The organism is Acinetobacter entericus, from assembly GCF_026168575.1.
In the GTDB taxonomy this organism is placed as follows: domain Bacteria; phylum Pseudomonadota; class Gammaproteobacteria; order Pseudomonadales; family Moraxellaceae; genus Acinetobacter; species Acinetobacter bouvetii.
The window spans coordinates 40,287-57,826 of sequence record NZ_JAPEQW010000021.1 but is presented as its reverse complement, the minus strand read 5'-3'; the positions used below and the strand labels follow the sequence as shown (position 1 = coordinate 57,826).

Genomic DNA, 17,540 nt, shown 5'->3' with positions numbered 1-17,540 from the left:
AGAGTATCACTTATAGGAGTTGTTCAAATTTCCGGATCCATCTCTCAGCGTGCGAGGGTTTTTCAGCAGCTTGCGCAAAAAGCTGGGTCTATAATGGAATGTTATGATTTTACATCAATATAAAGTTGTCTTTGCCGGAACCATGGGTGCCGGAAAAAGCGAGGCGATTAAATCCTTATCGAGTATTGACGTCGTGTCTACTGAGGCAGTCAACACCGATACACAGTCTCATAGTAAAATGTTCACCACAGTGGGCATAGATTATGGGGAATTAATTTTAGAGGACGGGACAAAAGTTGGCTTGTACGGCACGCCTGGCCAAGAACGGTTTGATTTTATTTGGAATATGATTTGTAAGGGCGCTTTAGGCACCATTATTTTAATTGATAACAGTATTGATTATCCGATTGAACAGCTGAATTTTTATTTAGATTATTTTAAAACGGTCAGTGACAATATTATTATTGGAATTACGCATTTGGATGTAAAGTCGGCAAATCATGCCGCGATTTACCGTGATTGGGAAAAAAGCCAGACGGATGCACGCTATCCGCTTTTCTTTGTAGACGCTCGGGAAAGAAATGATGTGCTTTTACTCCTTGAAGCATTAATTGCCAATGCCGAAGTTCAACTCGCAATTTAAGGTTAAAACTCATGCTAGCTCATAATTTAAAAAGAAAAGCGCCGGAAGAACTTGTCAATTTCATTCAGGTTCATATCCGTGCATTGCTTACCGAGATTTCTGAAATCGAATTTGTGATGGTGTGTTCCACAGATGGTTTTGAATTGACCTCAGTGGCTAAAAAGAACATTGCAAATGCCGGAAAACTAGCAGCAGTCAGCAGTTCTATTTTGGCAATGGTGCAAGCCTTTATGGGGGAAATCAATCTGGACGGCTGTCAAAGCCTGACGCTGGACGCTGCCAATGGCAAGGTGCTGCTGACAGCGATACCCAATGAAAAATACCCCATGCTGTTGGTGGTTTTAACTTCAAAAAATGTGCTCTTGGGTCAATTGCTGTATGCGATTAAAAAAATTACGGAAGACATTTCGCATCAGTCCGAAACGCCAAGCCATTGTTAGATGCTGTGGGCGGCAAGAGATGAAGCCATGCATCATTGGCGGAATTAAATGACAAATGCGCAGTGATCTTTTATAGTGCAGCCATGTAGGAGATTTTCATGAAAAAGTTACTCGCTTTATCTGTTCTGATTGCACTGGCTGGCTGTGCAGAGAAAAAGCCGCTGACGCCTGAAGAACAATGGCAGGGCTATTGCCGCAGTGTAGGCAATGCAGCGCGCACGATTATGCTGGACCGTCAGAACGCGATTCCTAAAGCGCAAGCAGTGGAACATGCCAGTAAAATTGAAGATGAAACCACCAAAAAATTCATCATCAGCATTATTGACGAAGTTTATGCTTTGCCTGAAGCATCAATTAAAGGCGATGTAGAAGCGTCCCGTGAAAAAATCCGCAGCGAATTTACGGAAAAGTGCATAGCGACGCCGCATGATCAAATGCCGGATTACAAACCGTTCTAAGGAACGGTTTTTTTTGCCTGATTAAAAAAATAGCCTAAGCAGTCTTTAAAATACACCTTGTGACAAATCTGTTAATCTTAAATATAGAAAAGCTTATCTTTTTATTGAATAATGAGTGCAGAACAATAGAAGAAGAGAGGAGCAGCAAATGGATGTTGTCGGCTATCTGCATCATGCAGATTTACTCTTGGAAGATGATCAGGGCCTGATCATTATCGGTGGCGGAAATTACGTTTTGAGCATAGGGGATCGCGTATATTTAAAACGTCAGGTCGATGGCATGCCGAATCGGTATATTATCGAAATTTCATTTGCCAGCAACCAGTACCAAGGCTTATTTGAAGACCAGTGCCAGATGAAGTTCAGCGGCAATCGTGCAGAATTAAATCAATATTTAACAGCCACGACTGTCCACTAAGGTGGAATATATTTTTTGATACAAAGAAGGCAGCATGAAGTTGCCTTTTTTATGGTGAGAATTCAGTTAAAAGTTAAAAACTTTCCAAAAATAAGTACTGTAAGCTCAGGATTTGATTATCGATTAATCAAAAAACCATCATTTAGTTGCTAAATAATGGACATCATGAAGAAACACTTTACTTGCATTAACTTTTAACTGGAATTTTAGTAAAATTAAGCAGTCCATATTATTTGCGAAGCCTGAGAATGGCTGGAATTCGCAGGTAATTTTTTAAAAAAGAGGAATAAACCGTGCTAGAAGCTTACCGCCAACACGTTGCAGAACGTGCCGCACTCGGAGTCCCGCCGAAGCCACTTGATGATGTTCAAACAGCAGCATTAGTTGAGTTATTAAAAAATCCACCAGCTGGCGAAGAAGCATTCTTAGTTGATTTGCTTGAAAACCGCGTTCCAGCGGGCGTTGACCAAGCTGCTTATGTTAAAGCTGCATTCTTAGCTGCTTTGGCTAAAGGCGAGGCGGCTTCACCATTAGTTTCTAAAGAACGTGCGGTTTACTTACTGGGCACTATGCTTGGTGGTTATAACGTTGCTCCTTTAGTTGCTCTTCTTGATGATGCAGAGCTTGCTGAATTAGCTGCTGAAGCGCTGAAAAAAACGCTTCTGGTATTTGATGCGTTCCATGACGTTGCTGATAAAGCAAAAGCGGGCAATGCAAATGCACAAGCAGTTATGCAATCTTGGGCTGATGCTGAATGGTTCACTAGCCGTAAAGACGTTCCGGAAGAAATCAAGCTTACTGTTTTCAAAGTAACTGGCGAAACCAATACAGACGACTTGTCACCTGCACAAGACGCATGGAGCCGTCCAGACATTCCATTGCACGCAAATGCAATGCTGAAAAACGTACGTGACGGGATCAACCCAGAAGTTCCTGGTGAAGTTGGTCCGCTTAGCCAAATTAAAGAACTTGTTGCGAAAGGCAACCAAGTTGCTTACGTTGGTGACGTTGTTGGTACGGGTTCATCTCGTAAATCTGCAACAAACTCTGTACTTTGGTTCTTCGGCGACGACATTCCGCACATCCCGAACAAAAAAGACGGCGGTTACTGCTTAGGTTCGAAAATCGCTCCGATTTTCTTCAACACAATGGAAGATGCTGGCGCGCTGCCAATTGAAATCGATGTTCAAAACATGAACATGGGTGACGAAATCGTTCTTAACATTGATCACGCTGCTGCAAAAGTAACTGCATCTAAAGATGGTGCTGTGATTGCTGAAGCTGAACTGAAAACTCCAGTTCTTCTTGACGAAGTTCGCGCAGGCGGCCGTATCAACTTGATCGTTGGCCGTGGTTTGACGACTAAAGCGCGTGAAGCTTTAGGTCTTGCTCCATCGACTTTATTCCGTACTCCAGTTCAACCTGCTGCTACTGGCAAAGGTTTCACTCAAGCACAGAAAATGGTTGGCCGCGCATGTGGTCTTCCTGAAGGTCAAGGTGTACTTCCAGGTACTTACTGCGAACCTAAGATGACAACTGTTGGTTCGCAAGATACAACTGGTCCAATGACTCGTGACGAATTGAAAGACTTAGCTTGCCTAGGCTTCTCTGCTGACCTTGTTATGCAATCTTTCTGTCACACAGCTGCGTATCCAAAACCAGTTGACGTTCAAATGCAGCACACGCTTCCTGATTTCATCATGAACCGTGGCGGTGTATCTTTACGCCCAGGTGACGGTATTATTCACTCTTGGTTAAACCGTATGCTTCTTCCAGATACAGTTGGTACTGGCGGTGACTCGCATACTCGTTTCCCAATCGGTATTTCATTCCCAGCGGGTTCTGGCCTTGTAGCGTTTGCTGCAGCAACTGGTGTTATGCCGCTTGATATGCCTGAATCTGTTCTTGTTAAGTTCAAAGGTAAAATGCAGCCTGGTATCACTCTACGTGACCTAGTGCATGCGATTCCTTACGTTGCGATTCAGCAAGGTGACTTAACTGTAGAGAAGAAAGGTAAGAAAAACATCTTCTCCGGTCGTATCCTTGAGATCGATCTTACAGAAATGGAAACTGACCTGACTGTTGAGCAAGCATTTGAACTTTCTGATGCTTCTGCTGAACGTTCTGCAGCAGGCTGTTCTATTACGCTTTCTGAAGAGAAAGTTGCTGAATACCTGAAATCAAACATCACTATGCTTAAGTGGATGATTTCTGAAGGTTATGGCGATGCTCGTACAATGGCTCGCCGTGTTGAGAACATGGAAAAATGGTTAGCGAACCCATCACTTCTTAAAGCTGATGCTGACGCTGAATACACGAAAGTGTATGAAATTGACCTTGCGACAATTACTGAACCAGTTCTTTGCTGCCCGAATGACCCAGATGATGCGAAATTGCTTTCTGACGTTCAAGGCGTGAAAATTGACGAAGTATTCGTTGGTTCATGTATGACTAACATCGGTCACTTCCGTGCAACTGGTAAGTTACTTGAAAAAGTTCCTGGTGGCGTACTTTCAACTCGTTTGTGGATTGCTCCGCCTACGCGTATGGACGAACGTCAATTGATGGAAGAAGGTTTCTACAATACTTATGGTAAAGCTGGCGCTCGTACAGAAATGCCAGGCTGTTCATTATGTATGGGTAACCAAGCGCGTGTAGCGCCGAACACGACTTGTGTATCGACTTCTACTCGTAACTTCCCGAACCGTTTAGGTCAAGGTGCTAACGTTTACTTAGCTTCTGCTGAACTTGCATCTGTTGCAGCTGTACTTGGTAAATTACCAACTCCAGAAGAATACCAACAGTATGCCGCTCAAATTGATAGCATGTCTGCTGACATCTACCAATACTTAAGCTTCGATAAAATGGGCGACTATACTGACGCTGCTGCGAATGTCGATACCAAGAAAATTGCTGCCGCTCAATTGACTTAATGAGCTAGGATTAAGAGAAGCCGAAAGGCTTTTCCCTAGCGCAAGAGCAAATCTATGATTTGCTTGGAAATTAAGCAATAATTGGTATAAAATAAGGGCTGATTAATCAGCCCTTATTTTATATGAAAAAAACAGAAGCATTTTTGAAGTGGCAAAAAATACACAGGAAATTTTTGATTTTAGTGTTTTAGTACATTACGCAGTTCCTACTTTAAAACAACAAATTTCTTTAGTCGAAAAAAGTGTTGTAACGCAATTATGTAGACCTGATTATTATAGAAGTAATAAAGAAAACTATTATTCCTCACCAAATTTGTTGGATAGTATTAAAAGAAGAACGGCAGGTTATAAATCCCATGTATCGGACTATTTATTGTTATCTTTATTTAGCTACTTTGAAGCATTCGTTATAGATGTGATACAAGAATTTTTAAACTTTCATGGGGGTATTTCTGAATTTCAAAATTTTGCAATCAGAAAATCTAAAAACTCTATGGAAATTTTAAGTAATCAGTCAGAAATACGAAAACATAAGAATAAGCTAAAGCCTACTGATGCAAAAAATCAACCTGACCGAAAACATGCAACACGTGAGTTGAAAAAAACTCAATTTAGATTTCCTAGTGATCATTTCGCATCTTATGGAATATTTATGTTAGGTAAGAAAATTGATGATTTGAAGGCACGAGAAATTCCTGAAGTACTTATAAATGTCTTACTAATAGATTTAAACACAGAAGAAGTTAGAAACTTTCATAATATTAGGGATATACGAAATAAAATAGCTCATGGGCAGATTGTTCATCTTGATATTGAAGCAGTTACAAAACACAATAATATTTTGATGGCTCTTGCTAATAAGGTGAATAAGCATGTTTGTGAATTTTTTAAAATTTACGAAAATAATTATTTTAATTAAATTTATTTAGAGCATACATATATTAACGTATATTTGAAAAAACTATTAACACTATGAGTAATCATAATTAATAAGATCATGGAAATAATTTGATCTGTAAATTCTATTTGAAACAAGGTTAATTTAAACAATAAGTAGACTCTTTACACTTCACCTAATAAATCGTTTAATCCCCACATTAAAAATAATTTACAAAGTTGATGTAGCAATGGCTAAACAGTCGCGTTTTTTATGTATAGGTGGTTTTCTTAACGGAACTCAAGTCAAAGACCAAGGTGATAGTTTTGTCTGTGTCGAAAAAGGTAAGAATGTCACTTACATCAAAAAGGAAATTTTCCATCCAGATGCGTGGGATCATGACTATTACGTCTGTGAAACCACAACGGATAAACAAGCACGAAATTGGGTGTATGACATCGAATAGAGTTGATTGTTTATTAATTGCATTTTAATAAATCAGGCCAAGATTTACTTGGCCTGATTTTTTACATTTAAGATATGTATTTTAGAGAAAATAGTATTTGTATAAATATAGTTTAGAAACTATACATTCATAAATTAGAGCCTATTCATTGCCGACTATTCTGTTTAAAATTAAATAAATAAGCATCTTTGGGTATGACATGAACTATCAATTTGATGCATTCATGACCATAGTTGCTGCAGTTGCAGTGCTATTGGTTGGTTACGTATTTGTTAATAAAGTCAGCATTTTAAAAAAATACAATATTCCAGAGCCTGTTGCAGGCGGCCTCGTTGCGGCTGCCATCACATATATATTGTTTGAAAGCTTAAACATTACGGTCAATTTTGATACCAATATTCAGCAAATTTTTATGCTGATGTTCTTTACTTCTGTCGGTTTAAGCGCGAGCTTGGTCAAGCTTAAAGAAGGTGGTAAATCCTTGCTGGTCTTCTTGGTTTGCGTAGTCATTTTTGTACTGCTGCAAAATGCTGTAGGCGTTAGCTTGGCTAAAGCCCTAGGTTTAGATCCGCTGATTGGCCTAATCACGGGTTCGGTGACCTTAACTGGCGGGCATGGCACAGCAGGGGCATGGGGAACTATTTTTGAGCAGGAACATAGTGTACAAGGCGCTATTGCCTTGGGTATGGCCAGTGCGACATTTGGATTGGTCATCGGCGGCATGATGGGCGGGCCAGTCGCGAAATTCCTGATTCGCCGCTATCAGCTGGCAGAAGAAATATCTCCTGAAACGGGCCGTAATGAAGCGCCGCCAGCAGCGCAAACCGCACCCTTTGAGTACCCGGAAAAGACCCGCCTCATTACTGCAGATGATGCCGTAAAAACCATGGGTATGTTTGCAATTTGCATTAGTTTTGCTTATTTCATGACTGCACTTGCGAAAGGGCAATGGTTCGAGCTTCCAACTTTTGTTTGGGCGCTCATGTGCGGCGTAGTTTTACGGAATCTTTTAGAACACGGCTTGAAGGTTCAAGTGTTTGAACGCTGCATAGATGTCTTTGGCAATGCATCTTTGGCGCTGTTTTTAGCGATGGCGTTAATGTCATTGCAGTTGTGGCTGCTGGCAGATTTGGCTGGGCCGCTGGTGATCATCCTGATTGTTCAGACACTTTTCTTGGCGCTGTATTTATACTTTGTGACCTTTCGCGTTATGGGGAAAAACTATGATGCTGCGGTATTGTGTGCGGGCCAATGTGGTGTCAATTTGGGTGCAACGCCCACAGCCATTGCAAATATTCAAGCGGTGACGAACACTTATGGAGCATCGCACAAAGCTTTTTTAATTATTCCACTGACGGGGGCATTCTTCGTGGATATTGTGAATGCATTTGTGATCCAATTTTCTATTGGCATCTTGAGTTAATTTGCCTGTTTTGCATTTTCCAAAAAAAGCACCATGAGGTGCTTTTTTTTACGGCTTTTATAAAGCCGCTGGAAATGAAATCTATAGATATTAAAAAGCCCCATGGTTAGGGGCTAGTCGTATGCGCATCTAAGGCACATACTGTAAGAGGCTCATCTCATACTGAATGCATTAAAGCACATTTGCAAAAACTTTTCAGCACAAGATTTTTAAAATCACTCAATCATCATCAAATCTGCATTGTTCGCCAGCTTAAGCGGCCGCAAGGCGAAAATAGAACGGGTATGACGCACCCCCTTCATCTTATACAAATTTTTACGCAAAAAGCGTTCATAATGTTCTGAGTTTTTCACTGCAACTTTAACTAAATAATCATAATCACCAGTCACGAGATGTGCTTCAATAACCTCAGGCATATTCGCCAGAGCTTCGCTGAATTGATTTAAAATCTCATCATCATGCCGTTCAAGCGTAATTTCGATAAAGAACAGTTCATTGATGCCAATCGCTTTGGCGTTAATATTGGCCGTATAGCCTTCAATAATATTAAGAGATTCAAGGCGTTTCAGGCGCGTCCAGCAGGGAGAGGAGGATAGGCCGACTTTTTCCGCCAATTGGGTGACAGTCAAACGGCCATCTAGACGCAGCTCAGAAAGAATACGGCGGTCAATCTTATCTAAGCTGTAATTATTTTCGCTCATGAAACAGTCTGCAAAAGAATTTTCTGAATTATGAATATTTATAGCATGATTGTTCTGCACATGAGCCGATTATTCAGAAAAACAGTAAATACATTCAGACAATTGCCGTTAATATAAACACATGCACCTTTGGCTCGTTGGGTTACTTGCCAAGGTTAAATGCACATAGTGGCTGAACAGGGGTACTGTAAAGCTGCTGTGTGCATTTTTATTTCACCTGTATGATCGCAGCAATAAAAAAGCCCGCCTAGCCGGATTACAGGAAAGGCGGGGTAAACTCAAAGTCATTGAGATGAGTATTTTTAAACCGCGAGCTGCTGCTTAATCACGGGCCAAAGGTTCTGGTGTGATTTTTTAAACATCAGCATATGGCCAATGCCTTTGTGTCCATACTCAGACGGTTTCAATTCAATCATTGCTGTAGAAGCATTCGGGTACATGCGAAGCAAATCTTTGACGTTGGCGCGCGTGGCAATTTCATCATCAGAAGACCATAAGGCTGTGATTGGCGCTTGAATCTCATGATGGAAGTCTTTGTGCACGGTTTTGCCAATTGCATTCATCACATAACCCGGCTTGCTGCAGAACTGTGCCCATTCACGCGCAACATCTTTTGGCAGATTCTCGCCCATGCCAATTGCATTGGTTGGCCCATAGCCCAGTGTATAGCGCGCAATCGGAAAGATGCCTTTGAACATAAGCGGCGCAAGAATTTTTGTGCGGCCTTTTAAGCCCTTTACATGTCCTGTAGAGCCAGAAACAGCCACAACTTTTGCGACTTTTTCATAATTGGGAACAATACCCAGCAGTTGGCCGCCAGCACTATGGCCAAGCAAAATGACTTGCGCTGCGCTGGCTTTTTGCAGCAATGTATCGACGGCTGCAGGAATGTCCAGCTGCCCCCATTGCACAATGCTGGCAGTCGATTTGCTTAATGGCCCATGTAAAGAGTCACCAATGCCACGGAAATCAAAGACTAAAACATCGTATCCTTGTTCACTGAGCCAGCTGGCAAAGTTGTTGTAAAATTGCTTGGTAATACCTGTGGCTGGGCAGATGAGTACAGGATACTCATGTTGCTTTGTTTGGGCGGCATAAAAGCGTGCGCTAAGTCTATAGCCATCTTTACAGGTAATATTCAATGCTTCAAATTGCGACATAATTTTGCTGTATAAGTGAGTTCTTTTAACTTTACTTTACACGAGTTCTAAAAAGAAACTTGATTAAAAGAGTGACTAAAAAGTCAGTTCTTGCGGCTCCTGATGGGAAGCATATAGAAGGGAATAATACATATGGGTATTGAATATTTGGATGTTGGGGTGCGCTGGGCGATTGTGTTCAGCGGTATTTTTCTATGGACAGGCATGCTGACAGGGGTGTGGAAGTATTGGCAGATCCGTCATTCAGCACAGGCAAGGGCGCATTATTATGTTGATATCGCGCATAGGAGCAGCCTGCTGTATGCGCCAGCATCACTGATTTTGGCGGTGTTGGCATATTTTTCCAGCTTTTCTGCTGCTGTGAATTTAGTCTGTGTGCTGATTAATCTAGTTTTCTTCAGTTTCTCAATCTTTAGCTATATATTGCACGGCTTTCTCAAAGACACTTCAAATCAATTTAAAAAGCCGCATCAGCTGGGCGCAACATACACACTGCCAAACGGGTTGATGAGTTTGGCAATGCTTCTGCTGATCGCTGGAGAGCTGGGTGCAACAGGGCTGCTGCTGCTGGGTGCGGGATTGAGCTTGTTCACTTAAATTTGGCGAAACTGGATTGAGCATCATGTTTGCTGAAAGTCTAAATCGATGCTGACTGACTGACATCAACCTGAATTTTATTCATTTTTTTTTGTACAGCGAGGCAGTCAAGCTGTCAGGGCATGATGAAGTGCGGGTATCGAAAGCAGTTCAATGAATGTGTAAAAGAATTGTTGTTATTGTAAATATGAGGTGTCTTATTGGGATGGATGACGAATCATCCATCCATCTATTATTCTAGATAATCAGAGCATTTTTGCTTACGGTACTTTGCGTCAATCACAGCCCATAAATAAAAGGCAAATGAGACGATGACCGCATATCCAAAATATTCAAGCCTTAAGTTTCCCTGCATTAAGCCTTGAATCAATAACGTCAGCATCAGCGCAATAGTGGTGCTTAAAAAGGTCACCATATTTTTATTGGCTTTCAGAGCGTTAATGAATAATTCTTTATTGAAATGTATTGATAACATCTCCACCCCTCCTTTTGTTGTTTTTACCAAAACCTGATTGTTTTAGTAAGCTATACATTTACTTTGTACTGTTTATTTAGAAACATTTCAATAGTAAATGTCATGATTTTGTCATATATCTATGTTAGATCATGGCATATAGATTATATGGCTATCAATTTTCTAAATATTGCATATAGGCCTTAGCATATGGCGCTTAGGAAAAAATATGCAGTTATTTAGCCCAGTGTATATAAAGCAATATATATACCAAGCACATAGCAGTGCAGAACAGAAAATTGTATAAGCTATTTATGCAGTAAAAACGGATAAAATGTAAGCAGTTTTTAGACTAAAGTAGTTGAATTTTAATTATTTAAAAATCATGTTTTAGTTTTGTTTTTATTGTAAAAATTTGTTTCTTTTTTTGCATGTGGCATCGATTGCAGAATTTTTAAAGAAGCGCATTGGAACAGTGAGACAAATAAAAGCATATTTGGGTAAAACATGGCAATTATCGGTCGTTTTATAAAATCATCTACTGGGTAAATATCAAATTTTGTATACTGAACATGGCTAGAAATTTATTTTCTAACTTTGTCGATCACTGTCGCAATAACTAAAACAATCAAAGAAGGAATAAACCAAGCGAGGCTTTGTTCATTCAAAGGCAAATTTTGCAGTAACGCGGGCAGTTCAAATCCTGCAACTTTCAAGCCGTCAAAAATACCGAAAATCAGCGCAACCGCAGTAACAGGGGTAATGACCTGTGATGGCTTGTTCCAGAATTTATTGCAGAAGCTGAGTAAGATCACCACAATGGCTGGCGGATAAATCGCGCTTAAAACCGGTACAGATACAGCAATCAGCTTGGTTAAGCCTAAATTTGAAATAATTAAGGAAAAACCCACTAAAATAAAGACAAATGCTTTGTAAGGGATTTTTGTCAATTCTGAGAAATATTCTGCGCAGGCGCATGTCAGGCCAATTGCAGTTACCATGCAGGCAATAAAAATCATGGCGGAAAGGAAGTAAGCACCCATGTTGCCAAAAGCGTGCTGAACGTATGCGTGCAGGATCACTGCGCCGTTCGCTGCATTTGGAGCAAGTTCGTGGCTGCCCATGCCCAGCTTAAACAAGCTGACATATACCAGTGTTAAACCGATGCCTGAAATGATGCTGGCAATTACAGCATATTTAGTGACGAGTTTTTTATCGGTTACGCCGCGGGAATTAATCGCTTTAACAATCACAATGCCAAAGACCAGTGCGCCTAAAGTGTCCATGGTGAGATAGCCATTGACGATGCCTTCAGAAACGGGGCTGGTGACATAGTTGTTGATTGCGGGCTGTATTTGTCCAGCAGGAATAAAAAATGCAGACAAGCCTAAAATGGCTAAGCCTAAAATTTTTAATGGTGACAGGAAGTAGCCGACAGTATCTAAAATTTTGTTTGGATACAGTGAGATAATCGTCACTAACGCAAAATAGATGATGCTGTAGGTGAGCAGGCTGCTGGATGAGTCACCAAAGTATGATGAAAATCCAATTTCATAAGAAACTGTTGCAGTACGGGGTGTTGCGAATAAAGGGCCAACGGCTAAATAGCACACTACAGTCAGCATAATGCTGGCTGCTTTTCCTAGGGGGGAGCTTAATAACTGAATTGAGCCTTCTACACGCGACAACGCAACAATAGTAATCACAGGTAAGCCAACTGCAGTGATTAAAAAACCAAAAGCAGCTAACCACACATGTTCGCCGGCTTGCTGAGCAACAATCGGCGGAAAGATAATATTGCCTGCGCCAATAAAGAGGGCAAAGGTCATAAAACCTAAGGCAACAATATCTCTAGTACGGAGATTTGTCATAAGTAAAAGGGAGATGAAACGGTTGAAGCCGGCAATTTTAGTGCAATTTCAGTGGCTTTTGGGTTTTATTTTATAAATACTATTCATTTTTTTTATAATATTTAAACTCAATATATCCTTGGATAAATTTTTGTTCAATTTATATAACTGATTATCGTTAAAAAATATAAATCATTTTAAAAAATATGCGCTTGCTTTGATTGTTTAATTTAAGCAGCGCAAGCTGTATCCGTTTATAAAGCGGCGGGGCATAGACGCTGTAAAGCCTCATATTTGCCAAGTTTTTACGCATAAAAAACAAAAAAAATTTAAAAGGTCTATAATCGCTGAATCTTATTTGAGGATGTTGCAATGAAAGCTTCCAGTATCACAATTAAAACTGAGCAAGATATCGAAAAGCTGAGAATTTCGGGTCGTTTAGCTGCGCAAGTTTTGGAGATGATTGGGGAGTTTGTCAAGCCGGGTGTCACTACAGAGTATTTGGATGATATCTGCAATGATTTTATTGTGAATACCTTAAAAGTGATCCCTGCCAATGTGGGGTATTACGGCTATACCAAAACCACCTGTATTTCACCAAATGAAGTGGTGTGCCACGGCATCCCATCATCTAAAACCGTATTGAATGATGGCGATATTATCAATATTGATGTGGCGATTATTAAAGACGGCTACTTTGGCGATACCAGCCGCATGTACTATGTAGGCGCAATTAAGCCAGAAGCGAGACGCTTAGTTGAAACGACTTATGAAGCGATGGTGGCCGGGATTCATGCGGTAAAGCCTGGGGCAACCCTGGGCGATGTGGGGCATGCCATTCAGACTGTAGCGCACCGTGAAGGCTATACCATTGTCCGTGAATATTGCGGTCATGGCATAGGCAAGGTTTATCATGAACAGCCAAGCGTTCTGCACTATGGCCAGCCAGGCCAAGGTGTGCAATTAAATAAAGGCATGGTCTTCACCATTGAGCCGATGATTAATGCAGGCAAAGCGCGCACCAAAGAGCTGAAAGACGGCTGGACAGTTGTGACTGCTGACCGGTCATTATCTGCGCAATGGGAACATATGGTGCTGGTAACAGATGACGGTTTTGAATTGCTGTCGCCATGGCCGGAAGGTACGGGCAGTTACGCTGAAATTTAAGTTCAGAATCAAGAAAATGGTCAGAAACAGCGGCTGTTTTTCTATCTTTAAATTAGTTAATATGTTTACGACTTTAGTCTAGTATTGAGGGTGTAAAAAATATACAAATATGATTTATCAATAAGTCATGTTTGATGCGCTCTTTATTTATCAAGCTTTCAGTTAATTTGAAATTTTCAGTTAGAATTAATTTCTATTTATTGAGCCGTTCGGTTTTACGTATGATTACTCCATCAGATTCTGCTGTAGTTTCTGTATTAAGAGTTTCAGCCTATCCAATGTGGATAGGCTTTTTTTTGCCTAAATTTTAGAGTGCGTTAGGTGTTCTACGAGATAGTCAATAAAAACGCGCACAGCCGGCAGCAGTCCGCGGCGTGACGGATAGACTGCATGGAAAATGCCATGCGGCGCTTTCCAGTTCGGCAAGACGCGCACCAATGCGCCTGACGCTAAATGATCCTGCACAATCGTATCGGGCAATAAGGCAATGCCGCAGTTTTGGCATGTCAATTGCGCCAGCATGCTTAAATCGGACCCCATAATGACGGGATTTACACGGACTTTCTTTTGCTGCTGATCATCATGCACCACAATGTGCTGATCAAGGTGTTCATCCGCCATGCTGAGAATCTGATGCTGCGCTAAATCCTCAGGCTGTTTTAAATCTCCATATTGATTCAGGTAGGCTTGGCTGGCAAATAAATGCTGCTCGATCGACGAAAATTTTCGGATGACTAAGTTCGGGTCATCGTCTAAATTGTCACGCACACGCAAGGCTAAATCAAAACCTTCATTGATGATGTCGACACGGCGGTTAGTCACCATCATTTGCACTCTAATTTCAGGGTACATTTTCAAAAATTTTGGCAAAATTTTGGCAATTTCATTTTGCGCAATTGATACAGGCAGGCTGATTTTAATGACGCCGCGCGGTTTGGTACTGAGATGATCAACCAAATCATGTGCGGCTTGGGCGGCATTCATCATCACTTGCGCATGGCGGTAGATATTCATGCCAATGTCTGTAACCGCAAAATGCCGTGAGCTGCGCTGAATCAGGCGCACGCCTAAACGTTCTTCTAGATTGTAGACGCGTCTGCTTAATTTAGATTTTGGAATGTCAGTTGCGCGTTCGGCCGCACTGAATCCGCCATGCTCGACCACTTGGGCAAAACAAAAAAAATCATCCAAATCACTGAGCATTTTTAGTATTCCATATTTGCAACAATATTGAAGAATTAAAAACGATCGTTGCAAATTGTCAATTGCAATTTGTAAAAGATTGAACCGGCGGGTTTCGTATCAGGCACTTTTTCAAGACTAAAGTCTGCTTCGAAATAATATATGTTGTCCGTAGCATAGGGCGCAATTTCGGCGCTTATATCAGCTGTGGCAGCTACATATAGGCGGAGCAACAAGCCCTAAACCATGAGGATATATCATGGAGTTAAGACATTTACGCTATTTTGTTGCGGTCGTAGAAGAACAAAGCTTTACCAAAGCGGCAGAAAAATTATTTATTGCGCAGCCGCCGTTAAGCCGCCAAATTCAAAATTTAGAACAGGAATTGGGCGCGCAATTATTTGAACGGGGCAGCCGCCCATTGCGCACCACGGCGATTGGCCGGTTTTTTTATCAGCAGGCTTTGAAGCTGCTGTCTAATGCAGAAGAAATCAAACTGATTACTCAGCGCGCAGGGATGACTGAGCGTACGATTCAAATTGGTTACGGCAGTTCATTGATGTGCGGTTTGCTGCCGCGGATTGTCTATCTATTCCGCCAGCAGCACCCGCATTTAAATGTAAAGCTGGTAGAACTTAACGGCATGGATCAGATTCAGGCGCTCAAGGAGGGCCGGGTCGATGCTTGTTTTGGCCGGGTGAGAGTCTCCGATCAGGCAGTAAAGCGCGTGATGCTGCGTGAAGAAAGGCTCGTATTGGCAGTGCATTCCAGCCATGCATTTGCAAACTGCAAGCAGCCTATTTCTCTGATGCAGCTGAAAGATGAGCATATTTTCACTTATCCGTCACAGTCAGGTTTGGGCTATGCTGCGCAAATTAAATCTTTGTTTTTAGAGTTTGGTTTAGAGCCTAAGCGCTTTCATGTGCTGGATGGGCTGCAGCAGTCTTTAGGCATGGTGGCTGCGGGTGAAGGCATTTGCATTGTGCCTGAATCGGTCAAGATGATGCAGTTCAGGCATGTGAATTATCTTGCTTTGGCGGATAGCGCCGCGCTAAGCCCAATTTACCTGATGGTCCGTAATGATGACGAGGGGCAATACACGCGCCCTTTATTCGATTGCGTATATCAAGTCTATGATTTAGAGGCCATTGAATATGATCGGCGTGTCTTCTAGTTCGTTCATTATTTAAAAAACAGATTTGAGCCGCTGTGCCTGCGCTGCGAAAGCGCTATGCTTTTGTTTCTTCGCAGTTCTGTAGAAATTTGCCGATTTCTTTACTGAATTTAAAGGGTTCGCTCAGCAAAGGCGTATGCCCGGATTTTTTAAAGATGACCGCTGTTGCGTCATTCAGGCTATTGGCAATAATTTTTTGCCCGTCAGCCGGGTAAAGTTTGGATTGTTCGCCAATAAAGAAAGTGGCGGGTTTATCCAGCTGGGCAATAGCAGTACGGTAATCCTCCTGGTGGTGCAGATAATTGCTGATATACCATGCTAAATAATCTAAGCGCTGAATAGGCAAAATATGAGACTGCAGGCTTGGGTGTTTGAATGCCTGTTTAATTAACAAAGGCGCAACTTGACTGCTGGCTTGCATGTCAATAAAAGCCAGCCAGCTTTGCAATAAGCTTGCGCGGTCTGCGCTATGTAGCTGATCGATAGAAAGGGCGTTGGCATTGCGCGTTAACACCTCAGAGATGCTTTCTAAAATATCAATGAACTCAGGGTGACGTGTACCGAATAATCCATAAGGCCAGTCAGAGTTGGAGCGGATTTTTGGTGTTTGATCAATATGTAAGTAGCTTTGGATTTTATCTGCAAAATTACCGTACTGCATGCCGTGCATAGCCGTTGTTGCCCCCATGGAGTAAGCAATTACACGGTATTGATGAATATTCAGCTGATTCATGAGGCAATGAAGATCTTGCCAATGGCTGGAAATTGCATCCAAGGCAGGAATTTTACATTGGCTGGATCCGCCAAAGCCGCGCCAGTCTGGAATAATAAATTGAAATTTTTTGCGAAAGCGGTATAAAAAAGGGTGCCACTGCCAGCTTTGCATGCCGAGGCCGGACAAAACCAGTACGGGCTGGCCTGTTCCATATTCGCGGACAAAAAGATTTTCGCCATCTGACATGCGGTAATGCGGCATCACGCTTCCTTGTATTTATGTTATTTCAATTTGATTGATGATTCTCATCAAAGGCTTTTAAAGCGGGAATCAGTTTTTCCAGCCACTGAATCCAGCCAATTTCTAAGTCGATCCCCAATTGCAGAATGTGTTTATGAATAAACAGGGTACGGTCTTGCACATCCGCATTGGCAAAGTCTTTGCTGTAAATCGCCTGATAGAGTTTTAAATTATCTTGATGCAGCTGTAAATGGCGTTCCAGCTCAGGCAGCACGGTATTTCCGCCAATTTGCGCTTCTGCGCGCAGCCGCACCATCAGTTCCTCCCGCAGCTGCGCAGGCGGACTTTGCTTGACCATCCAGCTGGCGAGTTCGCTGCGGCCTAATTGTTCAACTTGATAGGTTTTTTTGCGGCTTTGCGCATCATCTTCTTCTATCGGTGAAATCCAGCCCTTTTGCTGCATGGCGCTGAGTTCTCGGTAAATCTGCTGATGCGTTGCATTCCAGAAAAAGCCCATGGAACGGTCAAAACGCCGTGCAAGCTCAATACCGGTACTGGGTTTTTCAATCAAGCTAGTCAGTAAGACATGAGCTAAAGACATAAATAGAGCTGCTTATCAATTTTTTACATGTTTTATTATGC

18 protein-coding genes are annotated in these 17,540 nt (G+C 41.8%); 11 read left to right on the top strand and 7 right to left on the bottom strand.

Annotated elements, in window-relative coordinates:
• Window positions 1-103 precede the first annotated feature (103 nt).
• The 8 genes from OKC24_RS14850 (at window position 104) to gltS (ending at window position 7,658) form a co-directional block, all read left to right on the top strand.
• Complete coding sequence (locus OKC24_RS14850) at window positions 104-643, top strand: GTP-binding protein (protein ID WP_130148077.1); 540 nt, start codon at window positions 104-106, stop codon at window positions 641-643.
• Between the two features lie 11 nt (window positions 644-654).
• Window positions 655-1,083 carry a roadblock/LC7 domain-containing protein gene (locus tag OKC24_RS14845; protein WP_130148079.1) on the top strand — a complete coding sequence of 143 codons (429 nt, stop codon included), beginning with the start codon at window positions 655-657 and terminating at the stop codon, window positions 1,081-1,083.
• A 98-nt stretch (window positions 1,084-1,181) separates the two neighbouring features.
• Complete coding sequence (locus OKC24_RS14840) at window positions 1,182-1,541, top strand: hypothetical protein (protein ID WP_005009248.1); 360 nt, start codon at window positions 1,182-1,184, stop codon at window positions 1,539-1,541.
• A 148-nt stretch (window positions 1,542-1,689) separates the two neighbouring features.
• The gene (locus tag OKC24_RS14835) at window positions 1,690-1,959 is read left to right on the top strand and encodes a hypothetical protein (protein WP_130148081.1); all 270 of its coding nucleotides are present in this window, start codon (window positions 1,690-1,692) and stop codon (window positions 1,957-1,959) included.
• Between the two features lie 293 nt (window positions 1,960-2,252).
• Window positions 2,253-4,892 (top strand): bifunctional aconitate hydratase 2/2-methylisocitrate dehydratase, encoded by a 2,640-nt coding sequence (locus OKC24_RS14830; protein WP_130148083.1) that lies wholly within the window; start codon window positions 2,253-2,255, stop codon window positions 4,890-4,892.
• 148 nt (window positions 4,893-5,040) lie between these two features.
• Window positions 5,041-5,811: a hypothetical protein gene (locus OKC24_RS14825; RefSeq protein ID WP_130148085.1), complete on the top strand. Its 771-nt coding sequence runs from the start codon at window positions 5,041-5,043 to the stop codon at window positions 5,809-5,811.
• 208 nt (window positions 5,812-6,019) lie between these two features.
• Window positions 6,020-6,235, top strand: coding sequence for a hypothetical protein (locus OKC24_RS14820; RefSeq protein ID WP_131275817.1), 216 nt, complete (start codon window positions 6,020-6,022; stop codon window positions 6,233-6,235).
• A gap of 199 nt (window positions 6,236-6,434) precedes the next feature.
• Window positions 6,435-7,658: a sodium/glutamate symporter gene (gltS, locus tag OKC24_RS14815; RefSeq protein ID WP_130148089.1), complete on the top strand. Its 1,224-nt coding sequence runs from the start codon at window positions 6,435-6,437 to the stop codon at window positions 7,656-7,658.
• 215 nt (window positions 7,659-7,873) lie between these two features.
• On the opposite strand, the gene OKC24_RS14810 is transcribed toward gltS, so the two are convergent.
• Window positions 7,874-8,359 carry an Lrp/AsnC family transcriptional regulator gene (locus tag OKC24_RS14810; protein WP_130148091.1) on the bottom strand — a complete coding sequence of 162 codons (486 nt, stop codon included), beginning with the start codon at window positions 8,357-8,359 and terminating at the stop codon, window positions 7,874-7,876.
• Window positions 8,360-8,661: 302 nt separating this feature from the next.
• Window positions 8,662-9,519 (bottom strand): alpha/beta hydrolase family protein, encoded by an 858-nt coding sequence (locus tag OKC24_RS14805; protein ID WP_131275815.1) that lies wholly within the window; start codon window positions 9,517-9,519, stop codon window positions 8,662-8,664.
• 132 nt (window positions 9,520-9,651) lie between these two features.
• Between OKC24_RS14805 and OKC24_RS14800 the strand changes: the two genes are divergently transcribed.
• Entirely contained in the window at window positions 9,652-10,116 is a 465-nt protein-coding gene (locus OKC24_RS14800) for a hypothetical protein (RefSeq protein ID WP_131275814.1), read from the top strand.
• A 232-nt stretch (window positions 10,117-10,348) separates the two neighbouring features.
• Here OKC24_RS14800 and OKC24_RS14795 read toward each other — a convergent pair whose 3' ends face one another.
• Together OKC24_RS14795 and brnQ are read right to left on the bottom strand one after the other, a co-directional pair.
• The gene (locus OKC24_RS14795) at window positions 10,349-10,591 is read right to left on the bottom strand and encodes a hypothetical protein (RefSeq protein WP_130148097.1); all 243 of its coding nucleotides are present in this window, start codon (window positions 10,589-10,591) and stop codon (window positions 10,349-10,351) included.
• Between the two features lie 563 nt (window positions 10,592-11,154).
• Entirely contained in the window at window positions 11,155-12,441 is a 1,287-nt protein-coding gene (gene brnQ / locus OKC24_RS14790; protein WP_130148099.1) for a branched-chain amino acid transport system II carrier protein, read from the bottom strand.
• Window positions 12,442-12,792: 351 nt separating this feature from the next.
• Between brnQ and map the strand changes: the two genes are divergently transcribed.
• On the top strand, window positions 12,793-13,587 hold the full coding sequence (map, locus tag OKC24_RS14785) for a type I methionyl aminopeptidase (protein WP_130148101.1): 795 nt from the start codon (window positions 12,793-12,795) through the stop codon (window positions 13,585-13,587).
• 300 nt (window positions 13,588-13,887) lie between these two features.
• Here map and OKC24_RS14780 read toward each other — a convergent pair whose 3' ends face one another.
• Window positions 13,888-14,790: a LysR substrate-binding domain-containing protein gene (locus OKC24_RS14780; RefSeq protein WP_131275812.1), complete on the bottom strand. Its 903-nt coding sequence runs from the start codon at window positions 14,788-14,790 to the stop codon at window positions 13,888-13,890.
• Window positions 14,791-15,028: 238 nt separating this feature from the next.
• On the opposite strand from OKC24_RS14780, the gene OKC24_RS14775 reads away from it, so the two are divergent.
• Window positions 15,029-15,943, top strand: a complete 915-nt coding sequence (locus tag OKC24_RS14775; protein ID WP_130148103.1) for a LysR family transcriptional regulator — start codon at window positions 15,029-15,031, stop codon at window positions 15,941-15,943.
• Between the two features lie 55 nt (window positions 15,944-15,998).
• Here the strand turns inward: OKC24_RS14775 and OKC24_RS14770 are convergent, their stop codons facing one another.
• On the bottom strand, window positions 15,999-16,919 hold the full coding sequence (locus OKC24_RS14770; RefSeq protein ID WP_130148105.1) for an alpha/beta fold hydrolase: 921 nt from the start codon (window positions 16,917-16,919) through the stop codon (window positions 15,999-16,001).
• Between the two features lie 25 nt (window positions 16,920-16,944).
• Window positions 16,945-17,499 carry a PadR family transcriptional regulator gene (locus OKC24_RS14765; protein ID WP_130148106.1) on the bottom strand — a complete coding sequence of 185 codons (555 nt, stop codon included), beginning with the start codon at window positions 17,497-17,499 and terminating at the stop codon, window positions 16,945-16,947.
• Window positions 17,500-17,540 lie beyond the last annotated feature (41 nt).

Coding starts and splice junctions, on each gene's coding strand:
- map (WP_130148101.1), top strand. CDS start 12,793: ATGAAAGCTTCCAGTATCACAATTAAAACTGAGCAAGATATCGAAAAG.
- OKC24_RS14770 (WP_130148105.1), bottom strand. CDS start 16,919: ATGCCGCATTACCGCATGTCAGATGGCGAAAATCTTTTTGTCCGCGAA.
- OKC24_RS14805 (WP_131275815.1), bottom strand. CDS start 9,519: ATGTCGCAATTTGAAGCATTGAATATTACCTGTAAAGATGGCTATAGA.
- OKC24_RS14765 (WP_130148106.1), bottom strand. CDS start 17,499: ATGTCTTTAGCTCATGTCTTACTGACTAGCTTGATTGAAAAACCCAGT.
- OKC24_RS14800 (WP_131275814.1), top strand. CDS start 9,652: ATGGGTATTGAATATTTGGATGTTGGGGTGCGCTGGGCGATTGTGTTC.
- OKC24_RS14840 (WP_005009248.1), top strand. CDS start 1,182: ATGAAAAAGTTACTCGCTTTATCTGTTCTGATTGCACTGGCTGGCTGT.
- OKC24_RS14850 (WP_130148077.1), top strand. CDS start 104: ATGATTTTACATCAATATAAAGTTGTCTTTGCCGGAACCATGGGTGCC.
- OKC24_RS14810 (WP_130148091.1), bottom strand. CDS start 8,359: ATGAGCGAAAATAATTACAGCTTAGATAAGATTGACCGCCGTATTCTT.
- OKC24_RS14775 (WP_130148103.1), top strand. CDS start 15,029: ATGGAGTTAAGACATTTACGCTATTTTGTTGCGGTCGTAGAAGAACAA.
- OKC24_RS14835 (WP_130148081.1), top strand. CDS start 1,690: ATGGATGTTGTCGGCTATCTGCATCATGCAGATTTACTCTTGGAAGAT.
- OKC24_RS14780 (WP_131275812.1), bottom strand. CDS start 14,790: ATGCTCAGTGATTTGGATGATTTTTTTTGTTTTGCCCAAGTGGTCGAG.
- brnQ (WP_130148099.1), bottom strand. CDS start 12,441: ATGACAAATCTCCGTACTAGAGATATTGTTGCCTTAGGTTTTATGACC.
- OKC24_RS14820 (WP_131275817.1), top strand. CDS start 6,020: ATGGCTAAACAGTCGCGTTTTTTATGTATAGGTGGTTTTCTTAACGGA.
- OKC24_RS14795 (WP_130148097.1), bottom strand. CDS start 10,591: ATGTTATCAATACATTTCAATAAAGAATTATTCATTAACGCTCTGAAA.
- gltS (WP_130148089.1), top strand. CDS start 6,435: ATGAACTATCAATTTGATGCATTCATGACCATAGTTGCTGCAGTTGCA.
- OKC24_RS14845 (WP_130148079.1), top strand. CDS start 655: ATGCTAGCTCATAATTTAAAAAGAAAAGCGCCGGAAGAACTTGTCAAT.